General features: G+C 44.3%; 20 protein-coding genes and 1 tRNA gene. 11 read left to right on the top strand and 10 right to left on the bottom strand.

The genetic code is table 11. The features are described from left to right. Nucleotides 1-78: 78 nt before the first annotated feature. Nucleotides 79-1,809: an adenine deaminase gene (gene ade, locus P402_RS0114080; protein WP_026829264.1), complete on the top strand. Its 1,731-nt coding sequence runs from the start codon at nt 79-81 to the stop codon at nt 1,807-1,809. 187 nt (nt 1,810-1,996) lie between these two features. Further along, the gene (locus P402_RS0114075; RefSeq protein ID WP_012369405.1) at nt 1,997-2,254 is read left to right on the top strand and encodes a hypothetical protein; all 258 of its coding nucleotides are present in this window, start codon (nt 1,997-1,999) and stop codon (nt 2,252-2,254) included. Between the two features lie 87 nt (nt 2,255-2,341). Here P402_RS0114075 and P402_RS0114070 read toward each other — a convergent pair whose 3' ends face one another. Together P402_RS0114070 and P402_RS0114065 are read right to left on the bottom strand one after the other, a co-directional pair. Further along, on the bottom strand, nt 2,342-3,976 hold the full coding sequence (locus P402_RS0114070) for a peptide ABC transporter substrate-binding protein (protein WP_026829263.1): 1,635 nt from the start codon (nt 3,974-3,976) through the stop codon (nt 2,342-2,344). A gap of 108 nt (nt 3,977-4,084) precedes the next feature. After that, on the bottom strand, nt 4,085-4,768 hold the full coding sequence (locus P402_RS0114065) for an MgtC/SapB family protein (protein WP_034770039.1): 684 nt from the start codon (nt 4,766-4,768) through the stop codon (nt 4,085-4,087). A 118-nt stretch (nt 4,769-4,886) separates the two neighbouring features. On the opposite strand from P402_RS0114065, the gene P402_RS0114060 reads away from it, so the two are divergent. After that, a complete protein-coding gene (locus tag P402_RS0114060; RefSeq protein ID WP_026829261.1) occupies nt 4,887-6,281 on the top strand; it encodes a basic amino acid/polyamine antiporter in 1,395 nt (464 codons plus the stop codon). Nucleotides 6,282-6,386: 105 nt separating this feature from the next. On the opposite strand, the gene P402_RS0114055 is transcribed toward P402_RS0114060, so the two are convergent. Continuing rightward, complete coding sequence (locus P402_RS0114055; protein WP_026829260.1) at nt 6,387-8,426, bottom strand: bifunctional diguanylate cyclase/phosphodiesterase; 2,040 nt, start codon at nt 8,424-8,426, stop codon at nt 6,387-6,389. 173 nt (nt 8,427-8,599) lie between these two features. On the opposite strand from P402_RS0114055, the gene P402_RS0114050 reads away from it, so the two are divergent. The 3 genes from P402_RS0114050 (at nt 8,600) to nagE (ending at nt 11,816) form a co-directional block, all read left to right on the top strand. Beyond that, nucleotides 8,600-9,802, top strand: a complete 1,203-nt coding sequence (locus tag P402_RS0114050; RefSeq protein WP_012369410.1) for an ornithine--oxo-acid transaminase — start codon at nt 8,600-8,602, stop codon at nt 9,800-9,802. A 145-nt stretch (nt 9,803-9,947) separates the two neighbouring features. Next, on the top strand, nt 9,948-10,145 hold the full coding sequence (locus P402_RS0114045; RefSeq protein WP_026829259.1) for a CsbD family protein: 198 nt from the start codon (nt 9,948-9,950) through the stop codon (nt 10,143-10,145). Nucleotides 10,146-10,307: 162 nt separating this feature from the next. Further along, nucleotides 10,308-11,816, top strand: coding sequence for an N-acetylglucosamine-specific PTS transporter subunit IIBC (gene nagE, locus P402_RS0114040; RefSeq protein WP_026829258.1), 1,509 nt, complete (start codon nt 10,308-10,310; stop codon nt 11,814-11,816). Nucleotides 11,817-11,843: 27 nt separating this feature from the next. Here nagE and P402_RS0114035 read toward each other — a convergent pair whose 3' ends face one another. The 4 genes from P402_RS0114035 to yhfH form a co-directional block, all read right to left on the bottom strand. Beyond that, complete coding sequence (locus P402_RS0114035) at nt 11,844-12,749, bottom strand: EamA family transporter (RefSeq protein ID WP_026829257.1); 906 nt, start codon at nt 12,747-12,749, stop codon at nt 11,844-11,846. Nucleotides 12,750-12,842: 93 nt separating this feature from the next. Continuing rightward, nucleotides 12,843-13,496, bottom strand: a complete 654-nt coding sequence (locus tag P402_RS0114030) for a YkyA family protein (protein ID WP_026829256.1) — start codon at nt 13,494-13,496, stop codon at nt 12,843-12,845. Between the two features lie 12 nt (nt 13,497-13,508). Next, nucleotides 13,509-14,357: a polysaccharide deacetylase family protein gene (locus P402_RS0114025; RefSeq protein WP_081776658.1), complete on the bottom strand. Its 849-nt coding sequence runs from the start codon at nt 14,355-14,357 to the stop codon at nt 13,509-13,511. Between the two features lie 204 nt (nt 14,358-14,561). Continuing rightward, nucleotides 14,562-14,708, bottom strand: coding sequence for a protein YhfH (gene yhfH / locus P402_RS16565; protein ID WP_251135546.1), 147 nt, complete (start codon nt 14,706-14,708; stop codon nt 14,562-14,564). Between the two features lie 194 nt (nt 14,709-14,902). Between yhfH and P402_RS0114015 the strand changes: the two genes are divergently transcribed. Together P402_RS0114015 and P402_RS0114010 are read left to right on the top strand one after the other, a co-directional pair. Continuing rightward, the gene (locus P402_RS0114015) at nt 14,903-15,529 is read left to right on the top strand and encodes a nitroreductase family protein (RefSeq protein ID WP_026829254.1); all 627 of its coding nucleotides are present in this window, start codon (nt 14,903-14,905) and stop codon (nt 15,527-15,529) included. Nucleotides 15,530-15,672: 143 nt separating this feature from the next. Continuing rightward, nucleotides 15,673-15,745, top strand: a tRNA-Val gene (locus tag P402_RS0114010). A gap of 43 nt (nt 15,746-15,788) precedes the next feature. Here the strand turns inward: P402_RS0114010 and P402_RS0114005 are convergent. Next, nucleotides 15,789-16,355 carry a YdhK family protein gene (locus tag P402_RS0114005; RefSeq protein WP_026829253.1) on the bottom strand — a complete coding sequence of 189 codons (567 nt, stop codon included), beginning with the start codon at nt 16,353-16,355 and terminating at the stop codon, nt 15,789-15,791. A 153-nt stretch (nt 16,356-16,508) separates the two neighbouring features. Between P402_RS0114005 and P402_RS0114000 the strand changes: the two genes are divergently transcribed. Genes P402_RS0114000 through P402_RS0113990 form a run of 3 tightly spaced genes read left to right on the top strand, consistent with a single transcriptional unit; the run spans nt 16,509 to nt 19,129 of the window. Further along, nucleotides 16,509-17,870, top strand: coding sequence for a sensor histidine kinase (locus tag P402_RS0114000; protein WP_026829252.1), 1,362 nt, complete (start codon nt 16,509-16,511; stop codon nt 17,868-17,870). A gap of 4 nt (nt 17,871-17,874) precedes the next feature. Then, complete coding sequence (locus P402_RS0113995; RefSeq protein ID WP_026829251.1) at nt 17,875-18,555, top strand: response regulator transcription factor; 681 nt, start codon at nt 17,875-17,877, stop codon at nt 18,553-18,555. A gap of 13 nt (nt 18,556-18,568) precedes the next feature. Further along, complete coding sequence (locus P402_RS0113990; RefSeq protein ID WP_026829250.1) at nt 18,569-19,129, top strand: histidine phosphatase family protein; 561 nt, start codon at nt 18,569-18,571, stop codon at nt 19,127-19,129. Between the two features lie 48 nt (nt 19,130-19,177). Here P402_RS0113990 and P402_RS0113985 read toward each other — a convergent pair whose 3' ends face one another. Both P402_RS0113985 and P402_RS0113980 read right to left on the bottom strand, forming a co-directional pair. Continuing rightward, nucleotides 19,178-20,662, bottom strand: a complete 1,485-nt coding sequence (locus P402_RS0113985) for a phytoene desaturase family protein (RefSeq protein ID WP_026829249.1) — start codon at nt 20,660-20,662, stop codon at nt 19,178-19,180. Between the two features lie 22 nt (nt 20,663-20,684). Then, nucleotides 20,685-21,230: a methyltransferase family protein gene (locus P402_RS0113980; protein ID WP_026829248.1), complete on the bottom strand. Its 546-nt coding sequence runs from the start codon at nt 21,228-21,230 to the stop codon at nt 20,685-20,687. Between the last annotated feature and the right edge of the window lie 210 nt (nt 21,231-21,440).

Here is a 21,440-nt window from a genome sequence, read left to right as displayed (position 1 = left end):
GTTGGAAAAATAAATTGCAACTGCTTACATACTAATTGTAAGATGGTAAAAATACCGTTCACACCAGGAGGAAACAGGATGAATCAGACAGTTCGGGCACGACTTATTACAATTGCCGCTAAAAAAGAAAAAGCAGCGGTCGTCTATCAAGGCATTCAGGTCATCGATGTGATGACACGCGAGACCTATCAAGCAGATGTCGCGGTGGATTCCGGCTATATTGCCGCCGTCGGGGACGGGTATGAAGGGATTGAAACGATTGATGGAACAGGTAAGTTCATCGCGCCAAGCTTCATCGATGGACACGTCCATATCGAGTCGTCGATGGTGACACCAAGTGAATACGAGCAGGCAATTTTACCGCTTGGTGTGACGACAGTCATCGCAGATCCGCATGAGATTGCGAACGTGAAGGGAGCGGAAGGGCTCCAATTCATGTTAGATGATGCAGAAGGACTAGCGCTCGACGTCCGGATGATGTTGCCAAGCTGTGTTCCGGCGACGTCGTTTGAGCATGCTGGGGCGTCGCTTGATGCAGTGGCACTCGAACCTTTCGTCCATCATCCGGGAGTGCATGGCTTAGGGGAAGTCATGGACTATCCGGCAGTCGAACGGGCTGATCGTGATATGCTGAAAAAAATCGAGCAGATCGAAGCTGCCGGAAAACTGGTCGATGGTCATGCGGCAGGACTTGGGACACGTGAATTGAACATCTACGGTGTGTCAGGTATTCGGACGGATCATGAAGCAGTCAGCAAGCAAGAGGCGATTGAACGGGCACGTCGCGGATTATACGTCGAAGTCCGGGAAGGGTCGGCCGCTCGGAATCTCAAGGAAGTGCTCGACGCGGTCACGGAAAGTAATGCCGGTCGATTCCTCTTCTGTACGGACGATAAGCACCTGGACGACACGTTACGTGAAGGAACGATTGACTACAATATCCGCTATGCCATAAAGCATGGGATTAAGCGGGAAACAGCCTATGCGATGGCTTCTCTTCATGCAGCCAATGCGTATCAACTAAATGATCGTGGAGCGATCGTACCGGGACGTCGTGCGGACTTTGTTATCTTACAGGATGCCGATCAAGTGAAGATTGACGAAGTATTTGTCAGTGGTGAGCAAGTCGCCCGTGACGGTAAAACAATCATCTCGTCGCAAAAGATAGCAGTACCGTCGACACTGCGCGGCGAACTGAAAACGAAGCTGATTACGGATCAAGTTTTTGAATTAGTATTAGAGAAACCCAAAGCACACGTCATCGGAATCATCCCGAAAAGTATCGTCACGGAACATTTGATTTTGGATGTGCCTTTGCAAGATGGGAAATTTATCCCCGTTCCGGAGCAGGACTTATTAAAAATCGCCGTCATCGAGCGCCATAATGCGACTAACTTCTCAGCTGTCGGCATCGTTAAAGGATTTGGCATGAAGCGTGGTGCCATCGCGGCGACGGTCGCTCATGATTCACATAATCTTGTCATCGTCGGAACATCTGATGCCGAGATGAAACTTGCGGCAGAACGTCTGATCAAGGCTGGTGGAGGTGTCATTGCGGTCAACGGTACAGAAGTTTTGGCGGAGTTACCGCTTGAAATCGCTGGATTGATGACGAGTCGTCCTTTCCAGGAAGTCGGAGATACACTGGAAGCACTCAATGATGCGCTCGATGTACTTGAAGCCGACCGCTCTTTTAATCCGTACTTGACGATGTCTTTCCTCTGTTTGCCGGTCATCCCGAATTTGAAGTTGACGGATAGTGGATTGTTTGATGTCAAAACGTTCCAACATATTACAGTCCAAGCATAAGTGAAAAGGTAAAGTCCACGAAGCGTGATGACATGGACTTTACCTTTTCTTAATAGTTTTCCGGTTGAATCATTATTTGATCCTTGTTATAGTAGGTCTTATATCTTTGTGAAAAGTGTAGCTTGATGAAACTTTTTAGAAGGATATTCCGTAGAAAAGGATAGAACAATCAGAAAGGACAGATTCAATGGATAAGTCATATTTCGAAGGTCATGAAAAGTTGATTGCTGATGTGTACCGTTCGTTTATCGATCAGTTTCATGAGTTACCGAACAACCGACGTACAAAACGTCAGTTACGAAATCTTGCGTTTTCAGTGATTCGACAGGCTGGTCCGACCTACCAGGAACGAACCGTCTTGTACGCATTTTTTGCTGAATTTTTCCGTGCTGTCGAAGAAGGGCAACGGGAAGAAATCGAATTTTATAAACAAATCGCACAGTAAAGACCCCGCTCGGCTCCGGCAGAAGGGGTCTTTGTTGTATACAAAAACCGGTCACCAAGGGAAACTTGGTAACCGGTAGGAAGATACTTATTTAACTTCCATCCATTTGAAGCTCATGTCTGCTCCGAATGGGTGACGATATAGTTTGTCGATGTTCGCCCGTTGCAAGTACGCTTCACCTTTTTGGTAGATCGGAGCGATTGCATAGTCTTCTGCCAAGAGCATTTTTTCAGCTTCTTGAAGTGTTGACCAACGTTTTGCTTCATCCGGCTCCGCTTTTGCTTCTTTGATCATCTTATCGAACTCTTTGTTCGAGTATTCCATGCGGTTAAAGCTTCCGCCTGTTAACCACATATCGAGGAACGTCATTGGATCCTGGTAGTCAGGGCCCCAACCGGCAGCAGAGATGTCGTAATCACCTTTAGACTCGAGGTCCAAGAAGTTTTTGAACGGTTGCTGCTTGATGTTGACAGTAAGACCCGGTAAGTTTTTCTCGAGATCACCTTTTAAGAATTCAGAAACTTTCTTAAAGGCATCTTCGTCACGTGACAACATGTCAAGTTCTACTGTTTTGACCCCAAGTTCTTTTAGACCGGCATCCCATGCTTTTTTCGCTTCTGTTGCATCAAAGCTTTGGAGATCCGGATATTTGGCACGGAAATCTTCACCGTCCGGTGTGAACGTAAAGTCTTTTGCGACAATGAAGTTAGCCGGTTTTGAACCATCATTTAAGATGACATCTGTAATTCCCTGTTTCTCAAAACCAAGTGCAAGGGCTTTACGAATGTTTTCGTTTTTAAGTGATTTATTTTTTTGGTTGAAACGGAGGAAGTTGATCCGTGCATCTGGACGAGTCTTATAATCTTCCGATTTTTCGTATTGTGATACGAACTCTGATGTGATTGGTGCGAAGTCGACGTCTTTAGACTCGAACAAGTTGACCCCAGTCGAAATTTCTTTAACGACTTTTACATCGATTTTTTCCATTTTGACGTTGGCTTTATCCCAGTAATCCGGGTTTTTCTTGTATGTCCAACCGGCATTGGATTGCCACTTATCTAAGATAAATGGTCCGTTGAAGAGCATCGAGTCGACGTTTGTCGCAAACTTATCACCTTTGTCTTCAACAAACGATTGCTTGAGTGGTAGGTAAGTAGGGAAACTTGTTAATCCAAGGAAATATGGAGCCGGAGCTTCCAATTGAACTTCAAGAGTTTGATCGTCCACTTTCTTGACACCGAGCGAATCGAGTTCTGCTTCACCGGCTAAGATTTTATTGGCATTTTTTAAATCCTGGAGGATGTACGCATACTCTGCTCCTGTTTTTGGATCGAGTGCACGTTTCCAAGAGTAGATGAAGTCGTCTGCCGTGACAGCTGAACCATCTGACCACTTGGCATCTTTGCGGAGTTTGAATGTGTATGTTTTCTTATCATCTGATACTTCCACACTTTCTGCGATCCCTGCAGTCGGTTTGTTGTCGCCGTCAAGACGGTACAGACCTTCAAAGACGTTGTTCGTAACGATGATGGATGTTGAGTCCGTTGTTTTTGTTGGATCAAGTTGTGGCACATCCGTAGTCGAAATGAGCGTCACCTCTTGCTTTTTTTCTTTTGATGAAGAAGAATTTCCATCTGACTCATTGCTTTGGCCGCAAGCTGCTACAGCGAGCAGCGCCATGCTGGATAATCCAGCAAAGGCAATTTTAGTTTGTTTCTTCATGTGAAAGATGACCCCCCGATTAGATTTAAATGATTTCAGAAAAGTGTGAACATAATGTAAATTTAAGTGAAAGCGAGTAAAAATGCAACACAAATTTTCTGACAATTTCTATTGATCAAGGTCTATATGCTCAATTCCGAGTGTTTTCAAGTAGTCATAAAGTATGAATATCGTCAGTTTATGAGGCGAATACATCCGTAAAGTCAACTGTTGTGGATGACCGCGTAACCGAATGTTGGTAATGCGGACACCTTGATCTTCCAATGCTTTTTTGACCGTTTGGGCATCTGTTCCTGCTGCGAGAGTCAGGTGTGCAACGATGACATTGGCTTCGAATCGGCTGTTATTGAACTGTTTCATGACCCAGGTCAGTCCTTCTAACGAAAAAAATAAAAAGAGAACTAAAAACGTCGCTTCTAAGATAAATCCGGCTCCAAGTGCAATTCCGATTCCACTAGCCGCCCAAATGATGGCAGCCGTCGTTAAGCCACTGACGATATCGTGCGGCCGTCGTAAAATTACACCGGCACCGATGAAACCGATTCCAGCTACGACTTGGGCGACAAGCCGCATCGGGTCCATTTGGACATTGGGGGCAATTGTGCTGTACAGTAAGACGGATTTAATGGAAACGATGGTTAACAGACAACTGATCAGGGTAATTACGAGGCTAGTACGTATACCAACAGGCTTATTTTTGATTTCGCGTTCGAATCCAATGATGATACCGAACAGTGCGGCTATCATCAATTTAAAAAAGTCCTCTAGTTGGAACGAATGGATCCAATTCATATTTATCAAATCCTTTCTTTACAACGGCTTTGATTTTGTTATAATGAATTTTGTGTCTTTCGAATGAATATACGTTTGATATGAATAGATATACAAGAAATAAAGGACGTGTTAGAGGATGAATCAACAAAAAATCGGCTTTTTTGCTTTAGCCGCAATGGTCATTGGATCGATGGTCGGTGGAGGTGCCTTTAATCTGCCGGGAGCAATGGCTCAAAAAGCGAGTGCGGGTCCGATTTTAATCGGATGGGGAATTACGGGTCTTGGTATGATCATGTTGGCCCTGGTTTTCCAACACTTGGCAAACAGTAAACCGGAACTCGAGGGGGGCATTTACGCGTATGCCCGTGAAGGATTCGGACGCTTTGTCGGTTTTAACAGCGCTTGGGGATATTGGGTCTCGGCTTGGATCGGGACAGTTGCCAACATCACGTTGGTCTTTAATGCACTCAGTTACTTTTTCCCGATTTTCTCATCAGAAAATCGTGTATTTTTGTTAGTGATGAGTATTATTGTCGTATGGGGACTGTTTTTCATCGTTTCGAGCGGGATTAAAGAAGCGACGCTCGTCAACTTGATTACAACAATCGCGAAACTCGTTCCGATTTTGATCTTTATTTTATTAGTAGCGATTGCTTTTAATGTGAAGACGTTTAACCTTAATTTTTGGGGAGAAGGAACAGAATTAGGCAGCATCTTTACGCAAGTCAAAGGGACGATGCTTGTGACGCTCTGGGCCTTCGTTGGGATTGAAGGTGCTGTCGTGTTATCAACACGTGCCAACAAACGGAGTGATGTCGGGAAAGCGACAGTCGTAGGACTTGTCGGGGTACTTGTCATCTACATCTTGATTTCCGTCTTATCTCTCGGTGTTTTGAATCAGGAACAATTGGCTGGATTACAAGAACCGACAATGGCTTATGTGCTCGAAGCTGCCATTGGTCCGTTTGGAGCGACGTTGATTATGATCGGATTGATCATTTCGTTATCCGGAGCATTGCTCGGATGGACGATTCTTGCATCTGAAATTTCCTACCTCGTCGCTAAAGACGGTGCGTTTCCGAAATTCTTTGCAAAGACGAACCGAAAAGGAGCGCCGGTTGGTGCATTGCTGATCACTCAAATTGCGACCCAATTCGTTGCGGGTATCGCTTTATTTTCGGCACAAACGTATCTGGTCTTATCCAGTATTGCCGGAATTTGTGCCTTGTTACCATATCTGTTGTCTGCCGTGTACAGTGTTCGTTTTTCACGAGCAGAACGTAATACGAAGATGTTGATCTTCTCGACCATTGCCGCTGCCTATTCACTTTGGCTCGTCTATGCTTCAGGTATTTGGTATATCGTCATCGCAGCTCTCGTCTATGCACCGGGTATCATTGCTTACCTAATGGCAGAGCGGGAACAGAAACGGGACGGCATGTCCCGTTACGAAATGATTGCGAGTGGGATTTTAATTTTATTAGCCGCCGTTGCCGTTTACGGGATGGTCGGTGGACAAATTCAATTGTAAGACGAATGAACGAAACAACAAGACGGGCTTCAATGTCAGTCTTCATACGCAAAACAGGAGCCGGGTCAGAGTCCGGCTCCTGTTTTTTTAGTTACTGCTTATATTTCAGTCTTCGGGATTTGATGAACCAAAACGAAGTTCTACTTCATCAACAGACAACGGTTCTGAAAAAATAAATCCTTGCATTTGCTGGCAAGCGGTCGCTTCTAAATAATTAAGAGCAGTTGTCGTTTCGACACCTTCCGCGACAAGATTCAACTTTAAGTTTTGACCAAGTTGAATGATTGAATCGAGCAATCCGTTTTCTCCTAAATCGATTCCGTCAATGAAGACTTTATCAATCTTGAGTTCATCAATCGGAAAGGCACGCAAATACTGTAAGGAAGAATAACCTGTTCCGAAATCATCAATGGATAACCGGAAACCAAGGGCTTTAATCAGTTGCATCCGTTCGATCGTCCGTTGTGTCTGCAAAATCGCGATATTTTCCGTCAGTTCGAGTGTCACGAATTGAGGATTGATATTTTTTTGCGCTACGACATGTTGTAAGGTCCGGACAAACGAATCGCTTTGGAACTGGTGCGGTGAAATGTTGATAGCCATCGTCAAATCAGCCGCAATCTGTTTCTGCCAAAGTGCGAGTCGTTCGCAGGCTTCGATGACAACCCAGTTGTTGATCGGAGTAATCAAAGCGGCTTCTTCCGCGAGGGGAATGAACTCATCAGGAGGAATGCTCCCGAGTGCCGTATGATTCCACCGTAACAGCGCTTCGAATCCATCGATATGCTTCGTCTTCAGATTGATGATCGGCTGATATACCAAATGAAGGGCCTGATCCTCTAAAGCCGTAAATAGCGATCGTTCGAGCTGTAATTTCCGGGTGAACTGTTCGTCCATTTCATGAGTCAAATATTGAATCGTTCCTGTTCCGATTGATTTTCCGGCATACAAAGCCATCTCCGAACGACGGTACAAATCTTCCAGTGATTTGGCTTCCGAAGGATAGACGGTAATTCCGAACGTACAGGAGATGATTAAGGAGTGTCCGTTAATATAATATGGACGTTGCAACACTTGTTGCAGTTTCCGAGCATACTGGAACAAGGCATTCCGGTCGGTGACTTCTAGCAATAAACCAAACAAGTCACTCGTCGGATGGAACGTCAACAGCTGTTTGGCATGTTGGGACAAACGTTTGGCAAGCGCCTGTAACAATTGATCCCCTACATGTGTCCCGAAAGAATCGTTGATGACTTTAAATCGGTCAATATCAAATAGGATGAGTGAAACGGGAATTTCGTCGGATGCTTTTGAAAATAATGTCTGACCTTCACGGAGAAACCCTCGTTTATTCAGCAGATGTGTCATTTCGTTATGATGGACTAAAAAATCAAGTTCCTGTTCGAGATGTTCGGTTTCCGTAATATCGGTACCGATGAAAATATGTTGGAAACGGACACCGTTTACGTCATAAATCGGAATCAAAGTGGCATGAAACACTTTTTTAGACTCATCCTGGGTCGATATCGATAGCTTTCCGGACCAAGCTTTTTTCTTCTTGATTTGGGAGCGGATCATGGGGAGGACCTCTTCGGACGAATCTAATAATATCGCCCAAGGTTGACCGAGCAACAGGTGTGGACAAAATCCCGTGACATCCGTCAAATTGGTATTGGCATATTGAATCGTTCCCCGTGCATCAAATATTGCGACACAAGCGATTTGATCAAACGCATATCGTAAATCCATCAATCCTTGAAATAATGGTTTGCTTCCGTTCTGTTGACTGGAAGAGGGAAGCTGACAGAAAAAAGCACCTGCGGGCTCATTTTTTTCGTCAAAGAGCGGTGAGATGAGCAACATGGATGTTGAACGGTCACCTGATTTATGCAGAAATGTTGTATTCGGTAATTGCATCGACTGTCGTTTTTCTAAAAATGAATGCCAGATTTGCCGACTAAACGCAGCGTCTTCCGGATTAAGGAGCGGAACCAGTTGTCCGGTAACTTCTTGTGCCGACCAGCCCCAGCAGGATTCGGCAGCCTCATTCCAAGAATGGACGGTTAAATCAACGTGTAAGATAAATGCAGGTAAAGGAAATCCTTGCATGACAGTTTCGTAGGAATTAATGGTCGAACGATCCATTACGGACGCACACTCCTTTTAAATTAACAGAGATGACGGTTCACTTGTCTTGTCTATTCCCAGTATATTCAATTTTCATGCGGATAAATCCTGTATTTCGTTTGAAGATTATCCGTAAGAATCTGTTATAATCATTATGAAAGCGTTTTCTAAGTGAAAAAGGGGGATTATTTATGAATCAGACAGAGAAAATCATCACACAGACAGAAAAATTTGGGGCACACAACTATCATCCACTTCCAATCGTCATCTCAGAGGCAGAAGGGGTTTTCGTTAAAGATCCAGAAGGACGCGAATATATGGATATGCTCAGTGCCTATTCAGCCGTGAACCAAGGACACCGTCATCCGAAAATCATCGAGGCACTGAAACGACAAGCGGATAAAATTACGCTGACATCCCGTGCATTTCATAATGACCAGTTGGGATTCTTTTATGAGAAAGTCGCACAATTGACAGGGAAAGACATGGTCTTGCCGATGAACACAGGGGCAGAAGCGGTCGAGACAGCAGTCAAGGCAGCGCGTCGTTGGGCTTACGAAGTTAAACAAATTCCAGGCGATGCCGAAATCATCGTTTGCGAAGGTAACTTCCATGGTCGGACAATGACAGCGGTCTCGATGTCGACAGAAGCCGAGTATCAACGTGGATTCGGACCACTCTTACCGGGGATTAAAACGATTCCGTACGGAGATCTGGAAGCACTTAAAGGCGCCATTACGGAAAATACGGCGGCCTTCATTGTTGAGCCGATTCAAGGGGAAGCGGGTATCCTGATTCCATATGAAGGTTTCTTGAAAGATGCCCAAGACGTCTGTAAAGAACAAAACGTATTACTCGTCTCAGATGAAATCCAATCAGGACTAGGTCGTTCGGGTAAATGGTTTGCTTCGGACTGGGACAACGTAACACCAGACATGTACATCTTAGGAAAAGCACTTGGTGGTGGCGTATTCCCGATTTCTTGTGTAGCTGCCAATCATGATATCCTGAGTGTCTTTAATCCGGGATCGCATGGTTCGACATTTGGCGGCAATCCATTGGCCTGTGCCGTGTCAGTCGCTTCACTCGAAGTACTGGAAGAAGAGAAGTTACCGGAACGCTCACTAGAGCTCGGAACATACTTTATGAACCGTCTAAAAGAAATCGACAATCCAATGATTAAAGAAGTTCGTGGACGCGGATTATTCATTGGTGTTGAATTGACAGAAGCGGCTCGTCCGTATTGCGAAGCATTAAAGGAAAAAGGTTTACTCTGCAAAGAAACACACGAGACAGTCATCCGTTTTGCACCACCACTCGTCATTACAAAAGAAGAGTTAGATTGGGCATTCGAACGGATTGAACAAGTCCTCGGTGTTTCGGTCGCACAGTAACAGTCCACTCCCTATCGGAAAGCGATAGGGAGTTTTTCGATTGATGGACCCCTAAGACTTGGATCAAATGATAGTGGAGTGATGTTTGAATCTGTTTCAGGTGGGAACATACTACTATGCGTTAAAAAAATAGGGGGTAATGAACATGTCACACGATAGCGGATTAAGCAAAAAAACGGATGGTTTAGTTGATAAAGTTGCTGGAAAAGCGAAAGAAGCGCTCGGAAAAGCAACAGGAGATAAGTCAACAGAACGTGAAGGAAAAAAAGATCAGCTTAAAGGCGATGCTAAAAAAACGGTTGGGAATGTTCAACAGAATCTCGAAGATACAAATCGTCGTTAATCTGTACCCAGTAAGGTCCCTTGGATATAGGGATCTTTTTTTATGAAAAAAATATGTATAAAGGTCTAGTCATTTAGATGTGTATGTGGAATAATAATAAATGTTAAAGCGTTTTCATCGTCATGTCATTATTTGTTTTTTATTTAAGAAAGGATGAAGTATATGTTGCAGTTTCTTCAACGAATCGGTAAGGCTTTAATGCTACCGATCGCCGTTTTACCAGCCGCAGGAATTGTCCTTCGACTCGGTTCAGCCGACATGTTGGATGTTCCATTAATGGTGGCAGCAGGTGGTGCGATTTTTGATAACCTTCCACTGATTTTTGCGATTGGTGTCGCGATTGGATTATCCATTGATGCCAGTGGAGCTGCCGGTTTGGCAGGGGCAGTCGGATATTTGGTCTTAAAAACGGGCGTCGACTCTATGAACAAGGATTATTCAAACGCTCAAATTCAGGCCAAATATGATGCGATTGCCGCCATTATAAATGACTCCTCGACAAAAGTGGATGGAGCGACCTTAAGTTCCATTGCCAATCAGGCTACCTTGGGGTCAATGGTCAATATGGCTGTATTCGGTGGGATTATTGCCGGTATCGTCGCCGGCTTGTTATACAATCGATTTTACAATATTAAATTACCGGATTGGTTGGCGTTCTTCGGTGGACGTCGTTTCGTTCCAATCATTACTTCGGCTGCCATGCTGGTCCTGGCATTCGTCTTCGGTTACTTGTGGCCGTTCATTGAAGATGGTATCAATAATGCGGGAGAATGGATGGTCAGTCTCGGAGCAGGAGGAGCCGCACTGTTTGGATTCTTCAATCGTCTGTTGATTCCTGTTGGTCTTCACCATGTATTAAACAATATTTTCTGGTTTGTCTTCGGTTCATATGAAAAAGCAGATGGAACGATTGCGAATGGAGATATCGCACGGTTCTTCGCAGGAGATCCGACAGCCGGTATTTATCAAGCAGGATTTTTCCCGATCATGATGTTCGCTTTACCGGCAGCGGCCGCAGCGATGGTCATGGCAGCACGTAAAGAAAATCGGAAAGCAGTCGCAGGAGCGATGATTGGCCTTGGATTAACGTCGTTCCTGACAGGAATCACGGAACCAATTGAGTTTTCGTTCATGTTCTTGTCTCCAGTACTATATGTCATCCATGCCGTGCTGACGGGTGTTTCAATGGCTGTCGTCAACTTACTCGGTATATTGCACGGATTCTCCTTCTCAGCCGGGTTCATCGATTATGTCTTGAACTTCGGAATCGCGACGAAACCATTACTTTTACTGGTCGTCGGTCTGGTATTCGCCGTCATCTATTACTTCCTGTTCTACTTCATGATCACGAAATTCGATTTGAAGACGCCTGGTCGTGAGGATGAAACACTTGTGACGGATGCAGGTCCTGTCACAGGAGTATCGGAAGATAAGTATGAGCAACAAGCAGCCCGGATTTTTGCGGGATTACAAGGAACGGAAAATGTCACATCAATTGATAACTGTGCGACACGTCTCCGTCTCCAGGTGAAAGATTCAACTATCATTGATGAAGCGGCGATTAAAGCCGCAGGCGCAAAAGGTGTCATGAAGATGGGCGCCAAAAATGTCCAAATCATTATTGGGACGGATGTTGAATTCGTCGCTGATGCGATGAAACGTCAAAAATAATGTTAAAAAACGACCTTTCCTGATTGATCAGGAGAGGTCGTTTTGACGTGGGACAGAACTGGTCGACTGTTTCAGGCTGCTGACATAAATCGGATAGAAAATCCCGATCAGAATAATGATGATTCCAATCCATTGAGAACCGGTAAGATGTTCACCGAGTATGAGGACAGAACAGATGACTGCAGTCGGCAGTTCTGCTGCACCAAGCAGTGAGACACTGGCAGGACTTAGGTGTGGAGCTCCCGCTGCGAATAACAACGGCGGTAAAATTAAAGCAAACAGACCAAGTGGAAGGGCATACCAGATCAGTCCTTGTTCGAAATTGGCTGCAGTCAAGAATGTCGTAGGCGGATACATGATCATGACGAACAGAAGTCCACCCGTCATCATGTAAAAACTCTTTTTAATGACAGGTACATGATTTGCGACCCGACCACTGGCAAGCAAGAATATTGAGAAACTGACGGCTGCTCCAAGTCCGAACAAAGTACCACGCACATCAAGAGCGCTGGAGTAAGCCGCGCTGGCTAAAATGGCACCACCAATCAACAGGATGGCAGATAAGAAATGGGAGCGCGACGGCAGACGTCTTGCAAGGATCGAATCAATCACGACGCCAATCCATGTGAATTGGAAGAGGAGGATGATTGCGACTGAAGCTGAAACGGTTTGAAGGCTTTGATAATACAAGTAGCCGGTTGTTCCACTTGAAATTCCGATTGCCATCAAAGTAAAGGCCGTTTTAGGACGGAGACGAAGGTTCTTCGACAACAGAGCTAAGATAAAAATCATCAGCCATCCGAAGAAGAATTGACTTCCGGAAACAGCGGCCGAGTCGAAACCGGCACCGTAAGCCAGTTTGACGATCGTCGATAAGACACCGTAACTAATGGCGCCGATTAAGACAAAAAGTGTTGCTTTTGAACGGTTCATACAGATTCCTCCATGTTTTAGAACGCACAAAAAAGGTTGCAACGGGGCCTTGTCCAGGTTTTTTGGACAGGGTTTGGTTGCAACCTGTGTGAGTTATTTAATGTTGAGTCCAGCCTTTTTGTAAAAGGTTGGCTTTAATTCATTGTAGCGGACGGTCAATTGATTGAAGGTTTTAAGTGCCTCTGTCGCTTGACGGGAAGTCCGGTTTAAATCAGCTGTTGCTTCATCAATCTTAACGAAGTTCGGTTTTTCGGTCAAGTAGGAAAGCACTTTCTTTTCTGAGTCAATCGTAGCCGCATAACGTTTTAAAAACGTATCAAAAGCCTTCTCGCGCTCCTTGAAGACATCGAGAAGAACTTTCCCGTCCTTTTTTGCTGCAACAGGTAACGAAGATAAACTATTCGCTAATTTTTTAAGATCCAACTCATCAAAAGCACGGGTACGGATTGTTTGTTCCTGTTTTAACAATGCGACACGATCTTGATTCAACGCGGCTAATTCATCCCGTTCATTTTGTGCCCGTTTAATGTCATCGGCCCCAGCTTCGAGGACGGCTTGATAGGTATTGACGGAAATTTCATCTTGGCGCGTCCGTTGCTCAGCGACAGCGGCTGCTTTTTGTTCGGACTTCGCTTGTTCTTCTAGCTGATCGTACATCGAGGAGGCGGGATCACTCGAGCAGGCACTGAGAATCAAGAAGGTGAGACAGGTCAAACAACTGGTGAGGATCATCCGTTTTTTAATCATGAAAGGAACTCCTTATAAATTAGAGAATTTTGCGAAATTATACGGGATATGAAAATCTTCATCATAGATGGAAAATTGATAGCCCTTTTTCTTTAATCCAGCGACAATTGCAGGTAATGCCCGCAATGTTTGTGGTTGTTCATGCAACAGGATGATTTCGACCGGATCTTCCGCTCGGCTAATAACGGTTTTTGCGACTTCCTTGGCACTATCTTTGTAGTACCAGTCCATTGAATCAATCGACCAATCCCAAACCCGAAGATGAGCCTGTTCGATTTCTTTTGCAATGGACTTGGTAATGCCGGGTGTTGATCCGTAAGGAGGACGTGTCAACAACGGGCTGTGATTCGTCAGTTGCTTGATTTGTTTTTGAACCCGGAGCATTTCGGAAACATACTGCTTTTTCTTATACAACGTGTCGTAATCATGTGTTTCACTGTGGGACCCGATATAATGTCCATCCTTTGCCATCAGGCGGACGACATCCGGTTGCTCATCGATGTTACTTCCGATCAGGAAGAAGGTCGCCTTGACGTCTTGTTCTTGTAATGATTTCAAGATGTCCGGAGTCAATGCGGTTGGTCCATCTTCAAATGTCAGATAAGCTACTTTTTTAGTAATTCCATTCCATTTCTCGACGCGTGCCTTGTCTAAGTTCGGAGTCGGAACTTCCCGCAAAGATTGGACAGATTTTACACTGACTTGTTGTTGTGTCGAAGTAAGGTACTGATAAACGATATAACCGCCAATCGGAAGAAGAATCAGCGCCAGCGTAATAAAAAGCTTAGCGAAATACTTTCGTTTTGGTTTTCGGTACCTTGGTCCAAGGCCGATTGGATTACCTGAGTTGTATGGATCCATTGATGTCTGAGCTCCTTTACGGAAAATCTTATGAGTTAAATGTAACATTTTGTCTGTTTCATTTGTAACAAAAATATTACAAAAAGATGACCGAAAGAGCTGTAATCTAAAAAAACGTTGTTAAAATAGAAACCGAAAAAGTTTTTTTAACAAAAAAAGAAGTCCATCCGTTATCGGAGACTTCTTTTTTCGGACAATTCTCGATCAGTGTTCTGTAACAGCACACTCATCACATTCTGTTTTATATGATTCGCACTGTTCATCCATTTCTTTTCCGCAATGAGAGCAGGTCTTGACCGGAAGTTGACGGTAAAACTCCGGAGAAGTTTCTTGGTAAAGGGGTTGTTCCATGATTTTGTTCCTCCTCTTAATATATGGATTTGGCAGCAAGAAACACTGAATTTCTTTTATTGTACTAGTACAGATAGATTATGTCAATTATTGTTTTATAACAGATGGAACATCAGCAAGTCTTGTCATATGACAGGTAGTGGAGAGGATGATACGATAACAAAGTAAACAGATGTACTTAAAGGGGGATCATTATGAATCAAACACTATCCGATACACTATCACTTTTGACAGAACGCCGTTCAGTTCGTCATTACGATGAGACAGTTACGCTTTCGCAGGAAGAAGTAAAAGAATTAATCGAATTGACGACAGCTGCGCCAAGTGCTTGGAACTTGCAACATTGGCATTTCGTCGCCTTCCATTCGGAAGAAGCGAAGCAGCAATTGGCTCCAATCGCTTACAATCAGCCTGCCATCAGTTCTTCTTCAGTCGTCATTGCCGTACTAGGGGATTTACAGGCAAACCGAAACTATAATCCGGTTTATGGTCCAGCCGTAGAAGCAGGAGGCATGACGGAAGACTTGTTCGACTCGATCAAAGGACAAGTGGAAGGAGCTTACCAAAGCGAGGCTTACGCGAGAGATGCAGCCATGTCAAACGCAAGTCTAGCAGCGATGCAACTCATGTTGGTCGCTGAAGCAAAAGGATTATCAACACTTGCGATGGGTGGATTCAATCATCAACTCTTCACGGAAACGTTTATTACAGATGAACGTTATGTTCCGGTCATGTTGATTGCCGTCGGGAAAGCAGTGGAAGATGCGAAAAAACGTCCGGCCCTTCGTCTGCCGGTCAATCAAGTCACGACAATTCTATAAGTAAATGTGAAGGGGCCGACTCGAAATCAAGTTTCGGTCCCGTTCATTTTTATTTTTAATTTTTTTAGAAAAGTACTTGTCAGATGGTTAGTTTCTTGCTATATTAATACATGTCCTAGCAAGTACATAACGTACTGCATCATGATTCTGTAGCTCAGCTGGGAGAGCGCTACCTTGACAGGGTAGAGGTCGCTGGTTCGAGCCCAGTCAGAATCATACTAAAAACCCGTTCATCCTTGGATGAGCGGGTTTTTTTGTTTTAATCGTTGGATTGAAGTTCATCTTCTGTCACCCATTTATGATTCTTAATCTTTTTTCCGCCAGTCGTCGGTTTAAAATCAACCATATACACGGTTGTTTCATCGGCTTGATCAATAGTCGCTTTAGCCCCATCCATGCCTTTCATGTGATCTGCCGCTAAAGTCACTTTGTCACCTGCTTGTAACTGTGATTCCGGAACCGGTTTAAGTTCTTCCTGGATCACCCATTTATGATTGCTGACTTTTTTTCCTCCGCTTGTTGGTGTAAAGCTGACTGCATATACTGTCGTATCAAATGAATCGACGATGGTTGCTTCTGCCCCGTCCATGCCTTTCATATGGTCCGATGACAAAATGACGTTTGCACCGTCCTTAAATTTTGGATTTTCGGCTTGTTTTAGTCCGGCCGGAATTTTTCCGTCACTTGAATGCATCATTCCTGCATGGGAATCATTCATGTTATCGTGCATGTCATTTGAATTAGAGGAATTTGAATCCGATCCGCAGGCAGCTAAACCTAGGACAGCAGAAAGAGCAAGTGATGTAACGAATAGTTGTTTTTTCATAAAAAAATACCTCCTGTAGTAATCTGGTTATGTCACTACTATACCCGTGTTTCGTGCAGAAACCGTGCAGAAAGAGTGACAATTCAATTGCCTGACTGAACGAGTCTTTGAAAAAGTGTATCGTAATACTGAAGGGAAAGAAGGGGGCAGGACATGCGACATATTTCGTACTATATTGGTTTACTTTTTTTGACTGCGATTCTTGTCATCGGCGGTATTCTGTTCAGTACCCTCTATTTAAACCTCGTGAATCAAAGGACGGATGAAGTGGTCCTCGGTTTGCTGAACCGGGGGAATACACACCGCGATGTCCTTGAGAAATCATTTCATGCAGAAACGTTGGAACATGTCAGTTTGATGGAATCGGCATCTGAATTTACTGTCGTGATTACGGATCAAAAAGGAAAAATTTTAAAATCTTCGCATCCTCTTACTCCAAAAATGACAGAAGAACTTGTCCATACGGAATTTCAAACGCAACGAAAAGATCGGATTTTACAATCTCAAGCGGAAGCGAACGGTTTTTTAATAACAGATAGTCCAATCACGATTTCAGGTGTTCATCGTGGACATGTCTTCATGTTTGCTCCGGAAACATTGATTCAACAAGTCGTCAATCCGTTAAGGCAACAATTCATTCAAGTCGGTATCATTGCTATTCTCCTGTCGCTTGCGACTGTTATGTTATGCACACGATTGATTTCAAGACCACTCATTGAGATGGAACGTGCGACCGCCCAGTTGAAAGAAGGAAACCTTGACGTGGATTTACCGGTGAACCGTTCAGATGAGCTTGGGGCACTGGCACGGTCCATCACACAATTGGCAAAAGATCTCGATTTCTTGAATCGTGAACGGACGGATTTTTTAGCAAATATCTCCCACGAACTCCGAACCCCGCTGACCTACATGAAAGGATATGCTGACATATTACATCGCCCAGACTTGCCGGAATCTGAAAAAACAGCCTATTTGTCAATTATCAAAGAAGAAAGCGATCATTTGAGCACATTGATTGAACAGTTGATGTTACTGGCACGTTCCGATACGAATGCATTTTCAGTCGAACGGTTGCGACTTTCACTCGATGACTTGATTGTCTCGACGACAAAGAAAATGCGACCTGCGATTGAAGAAAAAGGACTGCATTTTCATGTATCGGGGGAACCAGTAGAGATAGTAGGAGATGAAATTCGGCTCAAGCAAGTGTTGGTGAATCTCTTGGATAATGCCAGGAAATATACAGTAACCGGCGACATCATCGTCCGATACGGCAGGAATGAAACAGGACCGTATTTTCAAGTACGGGATACCGGAATCGGTATCAGCGAAGAAAGTTTACCTCATGTGACAAAACGTTTGTACCGGAGTGAACCGTCACGATCGCGAAGTCGAGGCGGATCAGGACTTGGATTGACGATTGCGTCAGCAATCGTTCAAGCACACGATGCAACATTAGATATCAAGAGTCAAAAGAATATTGGGACGAGTGTGATGATTCAATGGAAGGAGTGAAGAGATGGCTCGAATTTTAATCGTTGATGATGAACAGCGGATGCTTCAATTGATGAAGTTATATCTGGAACCATATGGTCATACGTGTCATTTGGTCGATTCGGCCGAAAAAGCGCTCGAAATCGTCAAAACGGTTCCCATTGATTTGGCTTTACTTGATGTCATGATGCCCGATATGGATGGATGGACGTTATGTGAAAACATAAGACGAATGGTTGATTTTCCAATCATTATGGTGACAGCGCGGAACCAAATGGAAGATGTGTTACGGGGACGCAAAGTAGGGGCAGATGATTATGTGGCAAAACCAATTCATGAAGGCGAATTATTGGGACGAATCGAACTATTGATTGGTCGAGAAAAGCGGGAACAGTATACATTTCATGGACTGCAGTATGATGTCGCAGGGTATCACTGTACATTCAACGAACAAAAGATTTTACTGACGAAAACAGAGTTTCAACTTTTAGGAAAGCTCCTGGCGTCCGTGAATGGTATCTTATCAAGAGAACAATTGGTTCTGTCACTTTGGGGCGACGACCAATCGATTGAACCACGAACTATCGATTCTCATATGCGTCATCTTCGTGAAAAACTGCGCCGTTCTGGTTTTCCAATCGATGAGTACTTGGAAACTGTCCGAGGTGTGGGTTATCGTTTGCTGGAGCAGGCAAAAAATAGCTGAAAGGGGAGTTAATATGACAACGACGATTTATCTGGTTCGTCATGCGCATTCGACCTATTCTACAGACGAACAAGCGCGTCCTCTATCGGAACAAGGTAGATACGATGCGGAACAATTGACGACGCTTTTTAAAGGGATTAAACCGGACCATATCTACGCGAGTCCGTACCGACGAGCTATTGAGACGGTCCAGCCTCTAGCGGCACAATACGGATTAGTCATTCAAGAAACAGCGGCTGTTCAAGAACGGTTATTGGCACCGGGAGAACTGTCGGACTTTCAACAGGCTGTCGGCTACGTCTGGGAACATCCGGATGAAAATCCGTATGGAGGTGAATCAAACGTTACGGCACAACAACGGATCGTTCATGAAATCAAACAATTGTTGAAAAAACATAAAAATCAAACCGTCGTCATCGGAACACATGGAAATATTATGGTGTTATTGATGCAACACTTTGATCCGACATACGGATATGATTTCTGGAAAACGTTAAAAATGCCGGCTGTCTATCGAATGATATTTAAAGACGGAGTCTTCCTTCATATTGAAGAAGTCTGTCAGCACAACTAAAAAAACAGGAGATCGTCCCTTCACTGAAGGGACAATCTCCTGTTTTGATTATGCCTTTACATTTTCATGTTTTTGGATTAAATCAGCTGTCAGCTGACCCGATAAAGTGACCATTGGGACACCACCACCCGGATGTGTGGAACCACCAACGAAGTAAAGACCTTCGTAAAGATCGCTCTTCGATGGAATCTTGAATCCACCGTTCTTTTTCCGATCGGCTGCCACGCCATAAATCGAGCCGCCGTTCGGACCGTATAGGGATTTCAAGTCTTCTGGTGTAAAGCGGTATTCAAATTCAATCGATTCGCGTAAATCAGTCAGTCCCATCCGTTCCAATTTATCGAGGACAACTTCACGGTACGCATCCCAATCAGTTTTGCTGTCTTGTTTCGTCAGTGGTGGCACGTGTGTCAAGACGAACAAATTATCTTTTCCTTCAGGAGCCTGTGAAGCGTCCGATTTAGAAGAGACACCGACATAAATCGTTGGATCTTCTGGTGGAACCCCATCCTTGAACATTTGGGCAAATTCCCGTTCCGGATCATCGGAGAAGAAGAAGTTATGGTGTTTCAAGTCTTTGTATTCGCGGTTAACTCCAAGTAACAGGACAAGACCGGAAACAGATGGCAAGAATGACTGATTTAATTTTTTAGCATGTTTTGGTCCTTTTTTCTCTGAAATGAGATGTTGATAGGTCGGAATGACCTCAAGGTTCGAGACGACGACATCAGCCGGATAAAATGTACCGTCTGTCGTTTCCACGCCGATTGCACGCTTGCCTTCTGTGACGACACGTTCGACAGGTGTGTTGACGTGAATGGTTACCCGGAGTTCGTCAAGCACCGTCTTCATGGCACGGGCGATATTGTACATACCACCTTTGACATAATAGATGCCGAGACCCATCTGAACGTAAATCATTTGATTGAAGACAGCAGGAGCTTCGTAAGGGTTGGAACCGACATACATGACCATATAGTTAAACAGTTGCTCCAGGTATTTGTTGTTCAAATGTTTTTTTGTACCGCTTGCTACTGTATTGAGAGGGTCCATCTTAAGTAATTCAGACATCGTATGGTATTTTTTTAAGTCCTTTAAATCTTCGAGACTGTATTTGTAGAAACTATCCAAACACAGGTCGTACATTTTTTTGGAATAACTGAACAGTTCGACGAAATCTGCTTGGTCGGAAACTTTTTTGAACTCTTCCAGCATGCCTGGAAGATCGCCTTTGACGTCAAGTTGTGTCCCATCTTCGAAGAAGGTCCGCCATTGCGGTTCGATGCGTTCGATTTCGAGATAGTCGTCGAGTCGACGGTGAACACTCGTAAACAATTGCTCGAGTACCCAAGGCATCGTCAAGATAGAAGGGCCGGTATCGAACGTAAATCCTTGACCACTGCGTTGGTTTAATTTACCGCCAACGTTTCCGTTTTGTTCTAGCATCGTGACTTCATAACCGTCTCCTGCGAGGCGGATTGCGGCTGACATACCTGCTAAACCTGCTCCAATGACGACTGCTTGTTTCTTCAAAAAAATCACATCTCCTTATGTCTTAGTAGATAAATGGAATCAAACGTTTTCTTCTGCGGGCCCAGGCAGTGTAAGTAGGACCAAATCCTTCCGTCAACATCCGTTCCTCGATTCGAATGCGGTGAAGCAAAGCGATGAACATCAGGACGCCGGCACATAACGTGACGAGTAAGTTCCCGAAGTATAACGGGAAGCCTAATGTGATAAAAAACAGACCGGTATAGAGGGGATGGCGTAGTGCCCGATAAGGACCCGTGCTGACAAGCTGATCGCCTGGATTGACAGTGACGTGGCGGGTGAACTGATGCTTGAGATGATAAATCCCCCAGTACCGCACAGCGACACCGGCAGTTAACAGAAACAATCCGATTTCGCGTGAAAAAGAAAGGGCGGTTGAATCACTGAATACAACGGAGAAGAGGATGGTGGCGATTAATGTAGCTAAAATCCAATAAAAACTTCGCCGTTCTTCGAGTGGAGAAGGTTCCTTCTTACGGTTTCGGAAAAGAAACAATTCCAGTAACCAAAGAAGAGAGATGGCGATGAACACTTTGTCTAAAATGGTCATAAGATTCGCCCCTGACTGATGCCAATCATTATTATTTAAAGAAAACGCATACAAGAAATGTTTACCCCAAAAAACAAAGATTCAATCCTCGTATCTGACGGGGGAAGCTCTTTTAAGAGTGGGAGAATTAATTCATTTTGATTACACCCTGTACAAAAAATGGTGACGTTTTGAAATGAATGTTATTCTAAAATCTAAGATTAATTACCC

The organism is Exiguobacterium sibiricum 7-3 (assembly GCF_000620865.1).
GTDB classification, from domain to species: Bacteria; Bacillota; Bacilli; order Exiguobacteriales; family Exiguobacteriaceae; genus Exiguobacterium_A; species Exiguobacterium_A sibiricum_A.
The sequence above is the reverse complement of the archived record's forward strand: the minus strand, read 5'-3'. Positions and strand labels throughout refer to the sequence as shown.